The 13,498-nt window shown below is 70.7% G+C and carries 13 protein-coding genes; 5 read left to right on the top strand and 8 right to left on the bottom strand.

Annotation, left to right across the window (positions count from 1 at the left end; genetic code table 11):
• Positions 1 to 14: 14 nt before the first annotated feature.
• The 6 genes from MWU75_RS18935 to MWU75_RS18910 are packed head-to-tail and all read right to left on the bottom strand — an operon-like array spanning position 15 to position 5,344.
• The gene (locus MWU75_RS18935; protein ID WP_247093890.1) at positions 15 to 410 is read right to left on the bottom strand and encodes a carboxymuconolactone decarboxylase family protein; all 396 of its coding nucleotides are present in this window, start codon (positions 408 to 410) and stop codon (positions 15 to 17) included.
• Between the two features lie 6 nt (positions 411 to 416).
• A complete protein-coding gene (locus tag MWU75_RS18930) occupies positions 417 to 1,088 on the bottom strand; it encodes an FCD domain-containing protein (protein ID WP_247093888.1) in 672 nt (223 codons plus the stop codon).
• 49 nt (positions 1,089 to 1,137) lie between these two features.
• Positions 1,138 to 1,530, bottom strand: a complete 393-nt coding sequence (locus MWU75_RS18925) for a nuclear transport factor 2 family protein (RefSeq protein WP_247093887.1) — start codon at positions 1,528 to 1,530, stop codon at positions 1,138 to 1,140.
• On the bottom strand, positions 1,527 to 2,516 hold the full coding sequence (locus MWU75_RS18920; protein ID WP_247093922.1) for a dioxygenase: 990 nt from the start codon (positions 2,514 to 2,516) through the stop codon (positions 1,527 to 1,529). The genes MWU75_RS18925 and MWU75_RS18920 overlap by 4 nt, the downstream gene beginning before the upstream one ends.
• Positions 2,517 to 2,551: 35 nt before the next feature.
• A complete protein-coding gene (locus tag MWU75_RS18915) occupies positions 2,552 to 3,679 on the bottom strand; it encodes a maleylacetate reductase (RefSeq protein WP_247093886.1) in 1,128 nt (375 codons plus the stop codon).
• Positions 3,680 to 3,703: 24 nt separating this feature from the next.
• The gene (locus MWU75_RS18910; RefSeq protein WP_281497524.1) at positions 3,704 to 5,344 is read right to left on the bottom strand and encodes a bifunctional 3-(3-hydroxy-phenyl)propionate/3-hydroxycinnamic acid hydroxylase; all 1,641 of its coding nucleotides are present in this window, start codon (positions 5,342 to 5,344) and stop codon (positions 3,704 to 3,706) included.
• Between the two features lie 264 nt (positions 5,345 to 5,608).
• Between MWU75_RS18910 and MWU75_RS18905 the strand changes: the two genes are divergently transcribed.
• The 5 genes from MWU75_RS18905 (at position 5,609) to MWU75_RS18885 (ending at position 11,135) form a co-directional block, all read left to right on the top strand.
• On the top strand, positions 5,609 to 6,088 hold the full coding sequence (locus MWU75_RS18905) for a (2Fe-2S)-binding protein (protein ID WP_348647816.1): 480 nt from the start codon (positions 5,609 to 5,611) through the stop codon (positions 6,086 to 6,088).
• Entirely contained in the window at positions 6,085 to 8,556 is a 2,472-nt protein-coding gene (locus MWU75_RS18900; protein WP_247093881.1) for a xanthine dehydrogenase family protein molybdopterin-binding subunit, read from the top strand. The genes MWU75_RS18905 and MWU75_RS18900 overlap by 4 nt, the downstream gene beginning before the upstream one ends.
• A complete protein-coding gene (locus tag MWU75_RS18895; protein ID WP_247093879.1) occupies positions 8,553 to 9,413 on the top strand; it encodes a xanthine dehydrogenase family protein subunit M in 861 nt (286 codons plus the stop codon). Before MWU75_RS18900 ends, MWU75_RS18895 begins: the two co-directional genes overlap by 4 nt.
• A 4-nt stretch (positions 9,414 to 9,417) precedes the next feature.
• Positions 9,418 to 10,248, top strand: a complete 831-nt coding sequence (locus MWU75_RS18890; protein ID WP_247093877.1) for an SRPBCC family protein — start codon at positions 9,418 to 9,420, stop codon at positions 10,246 to 10,248.
• 218 nt (positions 10,249 to 10,466) lie between these two features.
• Entirely contained in the window at positions 10,467 to 11,135 is a 669-nt protein-coding gene (locus tag MWU75_RS18885) for a hypothetical protein (RefSeq protein ID WP_247093875.1), read from the top strand.
• A 1-nt stretch (position 11,136) separates the two neighbouring features.
• On the opposite strand, the gene MWU75_RS18880 is transcribed toward MWU75_RS18885, so the two are convergent.
• Both MWU75_RS18880 and MWU75_RS18875 read right to left on the bottom strand, forming a co-directional pair.
• Entirely contained in the window at positions 11,137 to 12,279 is a 1,143-nt protein-coding gene (locus tag MWU75_RS18880; protein ID WP_247093873.1) for an XdhC/CoxI family protein, read from the bottom strand.
• On the bottom strand, positions 12,272 to 13,498 hold the full coding sequence (locus MWU75_RS18875) for a VWA domain-containing protein (RefSeq protein ID WP_348647815.1): 1,227 nt from the start codon (positions 13,496 to 13,498) through the stop codon (positions 12,272 to 12,274). The genes MWU75_RS18880 and MWU75_RS18875 overlap by 8 nt, the downstream gene beginning before the upstream one ends.

Below are 13,498 nucleotides of genomic sequence, written 5' to 3'. Positions count from 1 at the left end.
AGCTAAGGCAGCCCTCAGGTCGCGGCAGGGCCTGACTCAGCCTGATACTCCTCGATCGCCTCGCGCGCGATGCGGAATCCGTCGACGCCGGTTGGCGCACCCGCGTAGACGGCGACCTGCATCAGGACCTCACGGATCTCCTCGGTGGTGACGCCGTTGCGCAGTGCACCCTTGACGTGGAGCTTGAGCTCGTTGGGCCGCGGGAGAGCGGCCAGCATGGCCACCGTGATCATGCTCCGGGTCTTGTGCGAGAGGCCCTCGCGCCCCCACACCGCGCCCCAGCACGAGGCGGTGACCCACTCCTGGAAGCCACGGCTGAAGTCGTCGGCACCATCCAGTGCCGAGGCGACCCGCGCCTCGCCCATGACCTTCTTGCGGATGATGAGGCCGTCGTCAAAGTCCTGGCCCATGGTCACTCACCCCTCTTCCACGCGATGGGCGTGGGAGGCGGAGGCACACTGCTCCGGGTCGCGCGACTCGATGGCGTCGCAGAGTGCCTGGTGCAGCGCGACGCGGTGCAACTTCTGCTCCATCGTCTTGGTGACGACGACGTCGGTGCCCTGCACGATGACCTCGAGCAGACCGAGGGAGACCGACTTCAGGATCTCGTTGTGGCCGATCCCGCAGATGGCTCGGTGGAAGTCCCACACGGCACGGGCGAAGGCCGTGTCGTCATCGATGACCTCCTTCATGTGGGCTATCCGGCTCTTGAGCAGGCGGAGGTCGGCGGCGCTGCGGTGCTTGGCGGCCTCGAGGACGGTCAGCGGGTCAAGGGCATCGCGCAGGGGCAGCACCTCGGCGACCTTGGCACTCCCCCGCACCCGGACGAGAGCCTGCCCGATGCTGATCAGGGGATCCGGCTCCGTGGTGAACACGCCCCCGTTCGGCCCCGTCTTCAGCGCGACAAGCCCCTGCGCCTGCAGCATCCGGAGGGCCTCGTTGAGCGTGGCTGCGGCGACGCCGGACTCCTCCTGGAGGTCACGCTTGGTGCCCAGCCTGGTGTTGGGCGGCAACTCGGCGCAGCGCAGCGCGATCCGCTGAGCGACCTCGGCGGACAGGGACCGCGGTGCATCCACGAGCAATGACATGTGTTCATCCTATTCTTTGAAAGAGCCCACCCTGACGTCTGTGCACCTGTCAGGCCAGTAGCGGCGTGGGCTGGTAGGCGAGCAGTCGCCACCCGGCGGCCTCCCTCGTCCACACCGCCACCGCCGTGTTGTTCAGCTGCCGCACGTCGCCGGATACCTCCACGCGTGCCCGCATCTGGCCGACGACCACCCCCGTGGTGCCGCTCACGAGCACCTGCTCGATGGGGTGCTCGATCGGGCCGTAGACAAAGACACCGTCCCGGATCTTGTCCGTGAGCGAGGCCAACGTGTCCCGCGCACCGTTGGAGTGGGCATAGGTCAGGTCGGGGTGGCAGAGGGCTGCGACCGCCTCGGCGTCCCCGCGCTCCATCGCCTCATACCGCACGTCCTCGAGCGCACGCAGCTCCTGCTCGTCCGTGGTCTCCTGCTCGCCTGTGGTCACGACCTCTTCCCTTCCTGCCGGCTGTCCTGCACCGCGACGCGGTGCAGGTCCTGCTCGCGCTCGCCCGCAGCGGGCGCGAGCACGATGTCGAAACGGACCCTGGCCCACTCTCGGTCCCCGAGGTCACGACCGTCGGGGGTCGGCGTGCCGGCCGACTGGAGAGCGAAGTCCTTGATCAGGGACTCCTTGACGCCGAAGACAGAGTCCCGCTCCAGGTAGTCGCAGCCGTCCACGAAGATGTGTGTCACCAGCGTCCGGAACTGCGCGGCCGAGACCATGAAGTGCAGGTGGGAGGTGCGCATCGGCGAGCGCCCGACCGCCTGCAGCATCGCGCCGACCGGCCCGTCGTAGGGAATCGGATACGGCGTGGGCGTGATCCCCCAGAACCGGTAGGACCCGTCCTCCTCACTGAACAGGTGGGCCCGTGCGGCCGTGCGCCCGTCGGCATACTGCACGTCGTAGAAGCCGTCCTCGTCGGCCTCCCACACCTCGATCCGGGCCCCGTGGACGGGGCGACCCTCCGTGTCGGTGACCCGCCCCTCGACCCAGCAGGGCTGGCCCGCCGCGCCGAACGCCAGGTCCTCGCCGTTGTTGATCAGCGGCGCCCCCTCGACGAAGAAGGGCCCGAAGACGGTCGCCTCGGTGGCATCGCGATAGGCCTCGTTGTTGATCGCGATGGTCTGCATCGACAGCCCCAGCGTGTCCGACAGCAGCACGAACTCCTGGCGCGTGTCGGTGGTGATGTGCCCGGCGTCGGTGAGGAAGCCGATCGCCGCCTCCCACTCCGCCTCGGTCAGTCGCGCCTCGCGGGCAAAGGCGTGCAGGTGCCGCACGAGCGCCTGCATCAGCTGCCGCAGCCGGGGCGACTCCGTGCCGTCGAAGGAGGCGATCACCTGCTCGACGAGCGCCTGCTCGCGGGCCGCCTGCTCCGCGGTGACGACCACGGTCTCGGTGCCGTCATCCCCCGGGGCACGCTCGGGAGGCATCGGGGATGGGTATGCCGTGTGGGCGGCCTCGCCAGTCATGAGGACTCCTTCGTCGGCTCGGGGTGGGATTGGGCGGGTGCGGTCGGCGGGTCGCCGGCCCAGGCGGCTCGCAGCAGGGCGGTCAGCGACGCCTCGGTCACCGGCACCGGGGTGGAGTCGGGAATCACCGGCAGGCACCGCGCTGCGCACTCCGGGAGGTCGGTCTCGGCCAGACCGATCCCACCGAGGCTGTCGGGCGCGCCGAGCCCGGTGCACAGGGCCTCCAGCGCCTCGACCGCCGCGCGTGCCGGGTCCGCCACGACGCCGGACTGCGTGGCGCCCAGCGCCAGCGCCAGCCGCCCCGCCAGGTCCGGGACGGCCGGGGCGTTGTGTGCCAGCACGTAGGGCAGCACCACGGCGTGCGTCGGGGCGTGCGGCAGGTCGAAGCCCCCGCCCAGGACGTGGCAGATCTTGTGGTGCATGCCCGAGCCGGCGGAGGCGAACGCCAGGGCGGCGAGGTAGGCGCCGTAGAGGCACTGCTCGCGCCCCTCGAGGTCCTCCGGCTCAGCCGCCACCGCAGGAAGGCCGCTGGCCAGTGCGCGGGCGCCCTCCAGCGCCATCGCGAGGTTGATCGGGTCCGCCCGCGGCGCCCAGAGGGAGTCCACGCAGTGGGCCAGCCCGTTGAGCCCCGACGCGACCGTGAGATCGATCGACAGCGAGGTGGTGAGCGCTGCGTCATAGATCACGGCCGCAGGCAGGACCGTGGGGTCGACCCCGGTCGACTTCACACCGTCGTCGGTCAGACCCCACACGGGCGTGGCCTCGGACCCGGCATAGGTCGTGGGCACCGCCACGATCGGGACGTCGACCTCCAGCGCGACCGCCTTGGCCAGCCCGGTGGTGGAGCCGCCACCGACGCTGACGATCACGTCGACACCGGCGTCGCGCGCGGCGATCCGGGCCCGTCGTGCCAGCTCCAGCGGGACGTGCTGGCGCACCTCGTCCCAGTGCAGGGTCACGGGTAGGTCGGCGGCCACCCGCTGCGCGAGTGCGGCCTCCGCCACGCCGTGGATCAGCATCACCCGTCGGCGCTCCAGGCGGACCACCTCAGCGGCCACGGCCGTCGCCGCCTGACCCGACCCGAGGAGCACCCGCTGGGCGAGCGTCTCGTGCACGAACTGCATACTGACTCCCCCGACCCCGCCGGGTCAGGCGATCGACTCGGCGGGTGACGCGCCGAGCTGGCCAGGCGAGAGGACCTTGTCCGCGATGGCTCGGACCAGCGCGTCCACGTCCTCACCGCGGCGGGCGGCCCCCGCGGTGTGGAAGTCCGGACGGGTCAGGATGTGCTCCGCCCCGAGCTCGGCGAACCACGACTCGTAGACGCCATCGACGTCGAGCACGTCAGCGCCGGACCCGGGCGGGCCGACCGTCACCGCGACGCCGCCCATGCGCTCCACCAGTCCGCGGGACTCGGGCGTGGGCTGACCCGCGTCGTGCGTGCTGAGCAGCCCCCACCCGCGGGTCACCACCTGGTCGAAGCGACCGACCACACCCTGGTGGACGACTGCGCCCTGCCAGCTGGGGAAGCCACCACCAGGAGAGTTCTCGTCCCACGCACCGGGTCCGAGCCGGGCGTCGTAGGGCTGGACGGGACCAGTCTTCAGCTGCTCCGCCAGGGCCGCCATGAGCGTGGTGTCGCGCTGCGCTGCCTCGTCGGGGTCGCTCACGCAGATGACCTGGCCCAGCCCGACCGAGAAGTCGATGAACCACCGGGCGTGCGGACCGCGCTCGGCGCCGTAGGAGTCCAGCAGGTCCACGTCCGCCACGCCCTGGAGGATCAGGTCCAGGCGCCAGGACAGGTTCATCACGTCACGCAGGCCGGCACACATGCCCTCGCCGGCGAACGGCGGCATCAGGTGCGCGGCGTCACCGGCGATCGCCACGCGCCCCTTGCGCCACTCGTCCAGGTAGCGGGCCTGGAATCGCCACACCTTGTACCGGATCAGGTCGGCGTTGTCCGGGCGCACGTCGAACTCCTCGAGCAGCTCCCAGATCCGTGCCGGAGCCTCGAAGTCTGCGGCCGTCTCCCCGGGCAGCACCATGAACTCCCAGCGGCGTCGGCCCGGCCCACCGGGGACCACGGTGAAGGGCCGCTCCGGCTTGCACACCTGGTAGTAGGGCGGGTCGTACTCGTGCTGGTCATGCTCGATGACGTCGACCACGACCCAGTCATAGTTGAACTCAAGGTCGGTCATCGTCAGCCCCAGGGACCGGCGCACGAAGCTGTTGGCCCCATCGGACCCGACCAGGAGCCGGCCCTGCACGGAGTGGGTCGTCGCGTCGTCCTCGACCCTGGTGCCCTCCCCGCTCAGCACGGTCGGCTGGAAGCGCACGGTCACCGAGTCCTCGTCCTGCTCCAGGCCGGTCACCTCATAGCCCTGCAACATCGTGACGTTGGGGAGCGAGGAGGCCAGCACACGCAGGCGCTTCTCCAGGCCGGGCTGGTCGAACCAGTAGCGGTTGCGCCACCCGTCGGGCGCCTTGGAGGCCCAGTCAATGACGTTGAGAGGCTCCATGTCCGCGTTGTAGAGGTAGTAGAGCTTGTCGTAGTAGTCGATCGTCGGGTCGTTCTCCGCGTCGATCCCGACGGCGTTGAGGATGCGGGCGATCTCGTGGTCGAAGGTGACCGCGCGCGGCAGGGCGTACGGGGTGGGCCAGCGCTCGATCGCCACGACCCGGTGGCCCTTCTGTGCCGCCAGGATGGTGGTCAGCAGTCCCACCGGGCCCATCCCGACCACAACGAGATCCGTGTCCTGCCCATGCCATTCCGATGTGTCCGGCAGCATCTCGTGTCCTCTCAGCGGCACTCGCAGCCGCGTGTCCTCATTGACTCGGTGACCCGGCCTCGGGTCATGAATGTATTGAACACATTCAATATGTTTCTGTCAAGAGGTCGGTGCACTGAATGTGCTCGGCGGGACCACCTGTCCGTCATAGGCGCCGCGGGTAGCGGCGGGAACGCGCGGACGTCGGACCTCTTGCGGGAAGCCAGCCCGGGCGGAAGGATGCTGAGGGACAACGATGTCCGTCCCCCCGTGTTGGAGGCCCCAGTGACCAAGATCTCCGTGACCGTTGATGGCGTGAACTATGAGGACGAGGTCGAGCCCCGCACGCTCCTCGTCCACTATCTGAGAGAGCAGCTCGGCAAGACGGGCACGGTGGTGGGCTGCGATACCAGCAACTGCGGCGCCTGCACGGTGCACCTCGACGGGCGCAGCGTGAAGTCGTGCAACATGCTGGCGGTGCAGGCCGACGGCAGCGAGGTGACCACGATCGAGGGGCTGGCGGACGGGGAGACGCTCAGCCCGGTCCAGGAGGCCTTCCGCGACTGCCACGCCCTCCAGTGCGGCTACTGCACACCGGGCATGATCATGCAGGCCACCGACCTGCTGAGGGAGAACCCCACACCCGACGAGGCCTACGTCCGCCAGCACATGGAGGGCAACCTCTGTCGGTGCACCGGCTATCACAACATCGTGCAGGCCGTCCTGCAGGCGGCCGACGCGGGCCAGGGCGGTGAGCAGTCATGACGATCACGCAGGAGCCGCAGGCCGGCACCCGTGAGGTCGGCAGGGACCGGCGCCGCAAGGAGGACCAGCGGCTGATCACAGGCCGCACCAAGTGGACCAACAACATCGAGCTGCCGGGGATGCTGCACCTGTCGATGGTGCGCAGTCCCTTCGCCCACGCCCGGATCACCGGCATCGACACCACCGAGGCCAAGGCCGCGCCCGGCGTCATGGCCGTGCTGACCGGCGAGGACCTCAAGGACCAGCAGGGCTCCCTGCCCAACGCCTGGCCGGTCACGCCCGAGCAGAAGGCACCGCCGCACCCGGCGGTCGCCGTGGACCGCGTCACCTTCTCCGGCGAGATCGTGGCTGTCGTCGTCGCGAGGTCGGCAGCCGCCGCCCGGGACGCGGCCGAGCTGGTCGACGTCGACTACGAGGAGCTCGACGCGGTCATCGACCTCAAGGTCGCCGCCGCCGACGAGGTGCTCGCCCACCCCGACCTCGGCACCAACGAGTCGGCGCTGTGGGTCTTCGACTCCGCCGAGGCCGGCACCGGTGACGACGTCGAGGCCGCCATCCGTGACGCCGAGGTGCTCATCGAGCGGGAGTTCCGCCAGCAGCGCCTGATCCCCTCATTCATGGAGCCCCGCAGCGTGGTCGTCGACCCGACCGGCGAGCAGTTCGTCATGTGGTCGGCAACCCAGGTGCCGCACATCCTGCGCCTCATGCTCGCGCTGACCCTCGGCGTGGCCGAGTCCAAGGTGCGGGTCATCGCCCCCGACGTGGGCGGCGGGTTCGGCGGCAAGCTGCAGGTCACCCCGGAGGAGGTGATCACCTTCCTGGTCGCACGGCATACTGGCAAGCCCTGCAAGTGGAACGAGACCCGCTCGGAGTCGCTGCTCGCCGCCCACCACGGCCGCGACCAGTGGCAGAAGCTCACCCTCGCGGCGAAGGCGGACGGCACCGTCACCGGCCTCAAGGTCCAGCTGATCGCCAACATGGGCGCCTACCTGGGCCTGGTGACCTCGGGCGTGCCGATCCTGGGCGCCTTCATGTTCAACGCGATCTACAAGTTCCCCTCCTACCGCTTCGAGTGCCAGAACGTCTTCACCAACACGACGTGGACCGACGCCTACCGCGGCGCCGGCCGGCCGGAGGCGACCTTCGCCATCGAGCGGATGATGGACGAGCTGGCCACCGAGCTGGGGCGCGACCCCCTGGAGGTCCGCGAGCAGAACTGGATCAAGCACGAGGAGTTCCCGTTCACCACCGTGGCCGGGCTGGAGTACGACTCCGGCAACTACGAGGCCGCCACCGCCCGCGCCAAGGAGCTGTTCAAGTATGACGAGCTGCGGGCCGAGCAGGCCCGTCGCCGGGAGAGCGGGGACCGGGTCCAGCTGGGTCTCGGAGTGTCGACCTTCACCGAGATGTGCGGGCTGGCGCCCAGCCGGGTCCTCGGCTCGCTCGCCTACGGCGCCGGCGGCTGGGAGCACGCCTCCGTGCGGATGCTGCCCTCGGGCAAGGTCGAGGTCATCACCGGCTCCTCCGCCCACGGCCAGGGCCACGAGACGGCCTGGAGCCAGATCGTCGCCGACCAGCTCGGCGTGCCCTTCGAGGACGTCGAGGTGCTGCACGGCGACACCCAGATCAGCCACAAGGGCCTGGACACCTACGGGTCACGGTCGCTGGTGGTCGGTGGTCAGGCGGTGATCAAGGCCGCGCAGAAGGTCATCGAGAAGGCCAAGCCGCTGGCCGCGCACGTCCTCGAGGCCAACGTGGCCGACCTGGAGTTCGCCGACGGCAAGTTCACCGTGCGCGGTGCCGGCGCCGACCAGGAGGGGCTGAGCCTCACCGGGCTGGCCCTGTCGGTCTTCGCCGCCCACGACCTGCCGGACGGCATGGAGGCGAGCCTGGACGCGGACGCCACCTACGACCCGGTCAACTTCTCCTACCCGCACGGCACGCACCTGTGCGCGATGGAGGTCGACACCGAGACCGGTGAGACCACGATGCGCTCCTACGTCTGCGTCGACGACATCGGCACCGTCGTGAACCCGCTGATCGTCGACGGGCAGATCCACGGTGGCCTGGTGCAGGGCATCGCCCAGGCGCTGTGGGAGGAGGCGGTCTATGACGACCAGGGCACGCTGATCACCGGGTCGTTCGTCGACTACACCCTGCCCACCTCGGCCGACACCATCAGCTTCGTGACCGACCGCACGGTGACGCCGTCGACGACCAACGACCTCGGCGCCAAGGGCGTGGGCGAGGCCGGCACGATCGCCTCGACCCCGGCCGTGGTCAACGCCGTCCTCGACGCGCTGCGGCCGCTGGGCGTGACCGACATCGTCATGCCCTGCACCCCCGAGCGCGTCTGGAACGCGATCCAGGGCGCGGCCCACCAGCCGGTCGTCGAGGAGGCCGCACCCCACTTCGACGAGTCGGCACCCAACCAGGACACCCCCGAGACCGAAGGCGGCACGCTGTGATCCCCGCACCCTTTGACTACGCGGCACCGGCCACCGTCGAGGAGGCCCTGACCCTGCTGTCCGAGCACGGCGACGAGGCCAAGGTGATGGCCGGAGGCCAGTCCCTCCTGCCCGTCCTGCGGATGCGCCTCAACGCGCCCGAGCTGGTCGTCGACATCTCCCGGATCGAGTCCCTCAAGGGGATCGACGACACCGGTGACGCGATCCGCATCGGTGCCGCCACGACATACCAGGAGGTCCTGGACAGCGACCTGGTGCGCGAGCACCTCGGCCTGCTCCACAAGGCGGTCTCGGAGATCGCCGACCCGCAGATCCGGCACCGCGGCACCGTCTGCGGCGCGCTGGCGCACGCCGACCCGGCCGGCGACGTCGGCGCACCGGTGCTCGCGCTCGACGCGACCATGGAGGTCCAGAGCCGCGGGGTGGTCGGGCCGCGGCAGGTCGCGGCCGCGGACTTCTTCGTCGACCTTTTCGAGACGGCGGTCGGCGACGGCGAGCTGCTCACCGCGGTGACGATCCCCAAGCACACCGGCTGGGGCAGCCACTACGAGAAGTTCGTGCGGGTCTCCCACCAGTGGGCCATCATCGGCATCGCCGCGGCCGTCCGGTCCGAGGGCGGCGTCATCGCCGAGGCCAGGGTCGGGATGACCAACATGGGGTCCAAGCCGCTGCGCGCCCCGGGCGTCGAGGCGGCCCTGGCGGGGCAGCCGGCCACCGAGGAGGCCATCGGCGAGATCTGCGCGCGGGCCGGCGAGGGCACCGAGCCACCGTCGGACCTCAACGGCCAGGCCGACTACCGGCGGCACCTGGCGGGTGTCCTGACACGTCGCGCGGTGCTGGCGGCTGCGGGAGGCTGAGCCCATGGGCATGGAGCTGCGACACACGTTCACCGTCCCCGCCTCCCCGGAGGACACCTGGGCGCTGCTCACCGACCTGCAACAGGTCGGGAGCTGCTTCCCGGGAGCCAAGGTCACCGAGGCCGACGGCGACACGTTCTCCGGGACGGTCAAGGTCAAGCTCGGGCCGATCCAGATGCAGTATGCCGGGACCGGCGCCTTCCTCGAGCGCGACGACACCGCCCACCGGGCGGTGATCGAGGGCAAGGGCAAGGACAAGCGCGGCAACGGCACCGCCGGTGCGACCGCGACCATGGCGCTGATACCGGACGGTGAGGGCACCTCGGTCGAGGTCGTGACGGACCTGACGGTCACCGGCAAGCCGGCCCAGTTCGGCCGTGGCGTCATGCAGGACGTCTCGGACAAGCTGCTGGGCCAGTTCGTCGCGTGCCTGGAGTCGACGCTCGGTGGTGAGGGTGCTGACGAAGGTGACGGCGGAGAGGCTGCTGGTGACGACGCAGCGACGACGGCCAGCGACTCCTCGCCTGCTCCCGATATCGCGGAGCCGGTGACGGCCTCCGGTGCTGCACCGTCCGCTGCCGCGGCCACGCCCGAACCGGTCAAGGACCCCTCCCCGGGACCGTCCGGGTCGGAGACCCCTCCCCTGGCCACGCCTCCACGAGCCGCGGCGTCCACGAGCACAGCCAGTCCGAAGCATGGCTCGGACGACGACGCGATCGACCTCGGTGACCTGGTCGGGCCGGTGCTGCTCCGGCGCTACGGCACGGCCATCGCCGCCGGCGTCATCGGGCTGGTCATCGGCATCGCGATCGGACGTGCCCTCGGCCGCGACTGACCGTTCCAGCCCACCCCTGCGGGTGTGCGATCCCACTCCCGACCCCACCCCGTGCACGTGCGCGCATCCTTCACGCCAAGCCTCGAAATCCGTGTGAAGGATGCGTGCAACTGCATGGCGGATAGCGGCTCTCACGAATAGTCCTCTGCCCGTGCAGGTCTGGTGCGATCCGCCAGCCCTCGGTATGATCCACATCACATGCCTTGAGGAGACACCCCGTGATCGTCGTGAATATCAGAGGGAATCGATCGACAACTGTGGCCGCTATGGCGGCGGTTCTGGCAATGGCTCTGGCAGGCTGCGGCGGGGACGCGGATGAGCCGAGCGGAGACGACGAACCCGAGGCCGCAGAACCGGCCGCCGACGGAGCTGATGCGCCCGCGGAGGACGAGGCCGCTGCCGCCGACGCGGACGGCGAGGCCGCTGCCGACGACGAGGACGACGAAGCCGCCAACCCGGGCATGTCGGACGAAACCTCTGCCGACGCCACGGACATGGCCGAGGACATGAAGGAGAACCTTGAGGGGCAGATGGCCTCGCAGGGCGGCGGCTCGGCGACCCTCACCATGGGCGACCAGACCTGGGAGTTCGACAGCGTGTTGTGCGCGATCGGCGAGGAAGAGACAGGCCAGGAGGGCGCAGAGTTCGTCTTGACGTCGCTCCAGGACGGGTTGCAGTTCTATGTCTCCATCGATTCGTACGGGCACCGCGTCACGCTCGACGACATCGAGGACTTCGAGAACCCCTCCGTCTCACTGGCTACCGTCGGATTCCCGGCCGAGGACTTCATCGAACTCGACGGCAAGAGCGTCCGGGGCGAGATGGTGCTGACCGACGACCTGACGACGGAGCAGTTGGACGCCTCCTTCGAGGGCACCTGCCCCTGACTCAGGTGTGCGGGTGGTGGCGGTGGATGGCGCCGTCGAGGTCTGACAACGCCTCACCGCCGCCGCCCCAGCGCAACGCGATGATCTCGGCTGCGACGCTGACGGCCGTCTCCTCCGGGGTCCGGGCGCCCAGGTCGAGCCCGATCGGGCTGCGCAGCCTCGCCAGCTGCTCCTCGGTCAGGCCCGACTCTCGCAGGCGGGCCAACCGGTCCTCGTGGGTGCGCCGCGACCCCATCGCCCCGACATAGGCCAGGTCAGGGGCGTCGTCGCCCAGCAGCACCTCGAGAAGGGGCACGTCGAACTTCGGGTCGTGGGTGAGCACACAGGCGACCGTCCGCGGATCCAGCTGGCCCTGCGCGACCTGCTCCTCGACATACTTGTGCGGCCACTTGACGACCACCTCGTCCGCCTCGGGGAAGCGGGTGCGGGTAGCGAAGACGGGGCGGGCGTCGCAGACGGTGACGCGATAGCCGAGGAAGGACCCGACGCGGGCCACGGCCGCCGCGAAGTCGATCGCGCCGAAGACGAGCATCCGCGGGCGCGGGGCGTAGGAGGCGACGAACACGCGCATGCCCTCTCCGCGCCGCTGGCCCTCGGGGCCGTACTCCAGCGTCGCGGTGCGTCCCTGGGCCAGCATGCCGCGCGCGTCGTCGATCACCGTGTCGTCCAGCCGCTCCGTGCCCAGCGAGCCGGCGGTGGGCTCACCCTCGGGACGCACGACCAGGCGCCGGCCGACCTCGGCGGGATCGGGGTGCTCGACCACCGTGGCGACCGCCACCGGGCGGCCCTCCGCGATGTCGACGGCGACGTCACCGAGCTCGGGGAAGTCCTCCCGGGAGACCCGCTCGACGAAGACGTCGAGGATCCCGCCGCAGGTGAGCCCGACGCCCATCGCCTCGTCGTCGGAGATGCCGTAGCGCTGCAGGACGGGCGATCCCGAGTCGGTCACCTCCTCGCCGAGCTGATAGACGGCGCCCTCGACGCAGCCCCCGGAGACCGAGCCGACGGCCTCCCCGCCGGGGCCGACCAGCATCGAGGCGCCCGGCTGCCGGGGTGCGGACTTCCAGGTCCCGACCACGGTGCCCACGGCGACGGTCTCACCCGCCTGCCACCAGGTCAGCAGCTCCTCCAGCACGTCACGCACGTGAGACCACCTCCAGGACCTCCTCGAACGTCGCGAGCGAGTGCCCTGCGACGAAGTCGTCGATGTGCGGCAGCGCCGCCACGATGCCCGACTGCACCGGCAGGTAGCCGGGCTTGCCGCGGTGCGGATTGACCCACACCACCCGGTGGGCCAGCGACCGCAGCTGCCGCATCGACTCCCCGAGCTGCTCCGGCGACTCCCGCTCCCACCCGTCGCTGAGGACGACGACGACCGCACCGCGGGCCATCCCGCGGCGCCCCCACCGCCGCAGGAAGACGCCGAGGGTCTCCCCCAGCCGCGTGCCGCCGGACCAGTCGGGCACGGTCTCCCCCGCCGCGACCAGCGCCCGGTCGGTGTCCCGCTCCCGCAGGGCCCGGGTGACGTGGGTCAGGCGCGTGCCGAGGGTGAAGACCTCCGTCGTCCGCGGCGCGGCCTGCACCACCCGGTGTGCGAGACGCAGCAGGTTGTCCGCATAGGCACTCATCGAGCCGGACACGTCGATGAGCAGGACCACCCGCCGGGGCCGCACCACCCGTCGCCGGCGGCTGATCCGCACCGGTTCACCCAGGGCACGCAGGTGGGCGCGGACCGTCGCCCGCCCGTCGACGCCACCCCGGTGGCTGGGCGTGTGCCGTCGCGCAGGTCGGGTGGGCGGGCGCGCCGTGAGCGTCGCGAACTGCCGGCGCAGCGCGGCCCGGTCTGCCGGGGAGAGCCCTGCGACGTCGCGGTGGCGCAGGACCTCCGCGGCCGAGGCCGTGGCCGCCAGCACGTCATCACCGCTGTCCTGGCCCTCGCCGCCGGCCTCCTGCCCAGGGTCCTCGAGGGAGGCCTGCAGCACGGTGGGGTGCTCGGGCGGTGGGGTCGTGACGCCGTGCATCGCCCGTCCGCCGAACCAGCTGCTGAAGACCTGGTCGAAGGGCTCGACGTCCGCGCGCGAGGCCGTCAGCGTCCCGCGCCCCGCCCAGTAGACGCCGTCCCGGTCTGCCAGCCCGACCGCGGCACAGGCCTGCAGGAAGGTCCGCTCCCGGTCGGCGGTGACGGGCAGCCCGGCCGCGCGGCAGGCGCGGGCGAAACCGCCGAGCGTCTGCCCGGCGCTCCAGCCCGCGGTCCCCCCGCATTCTTGTAGTGGTTTTGTTGGTCCTTCCCGCAATTTCGTAGTGGTTTTGTCGGTGGCTGTGGGGTCGATCCCCGTGCCCCCGGACGACGCGTCTCTGGACAC

Origin of the sequence: Ornithinimicrobium sp. F0845, from assembly GCF_023015765.1 — a bacterium.
Classification (GTDB): Bacteria; Actinomycetota; Actinomycetes; order Actinomycetales; family Dermatophilaceae; genus Ornithinicoccus.
This window is presented reverse-complemented; position numbering and strand designations above follow the sequence as displayed.

What these genes read in the sequence shown, in the direction of transcription:
- MWU75_RS18935 (WP_247093890.1), bottom strand. Translation starts at nt 410, where the DNA reads ATGGGCCAGGACTTTGACGACGGCCTCATCATCCGCAAGAAGGTCATG.
- MWU75_RS18930 (WP_247093888.1), bottom strand. Translation starts at nt 1,088, where the DNA reads ATGTCATTGCTCGTGGATGCACCGCGGTCCCTGTCCGCCGAGGTCGCT.
- MWU75_RS18920 (WP_247093922.1), bottom strand. Translation starts at nt 2,516, where the DNA reads ATGCCTCCCGAGCGTGCCCCGGGGGATGACGGCACCGAGACCGTGGTC.
- MWU75_RS18915 (WP_247093886.1), bottom strand. Translation starts at nt 3,679, where the DNA reads ATGCAGTTCGTGCACGAGACGCTCGCCCAGCGGGTGCTCCTCGGGTCG.
- MWU75_RS18910 (WP_281497524.1), bottom strand. Translation starts at nt 5,344, where the DNA reads ATGCTGCCGGACACATCGGAATGGCATGGGCAGGACACGGATCTCGTT.
- MWU75_RS18900 (WP_247093881.1), top strand. Translation starts at nt 6,085, where the DNA reads ATGACGATCACGCAGGAGCCGCAGGCCGGCACCCGTGAGGTCGGCAGG.
- MWU75_RS18890 (WP_247093877.1), top strand. Translation starts at nt 9,418, where the DNA reads ATGGGCATGGAGCTGCGACACACGTTCACCGTCCCCGCCTCCCCGGAG.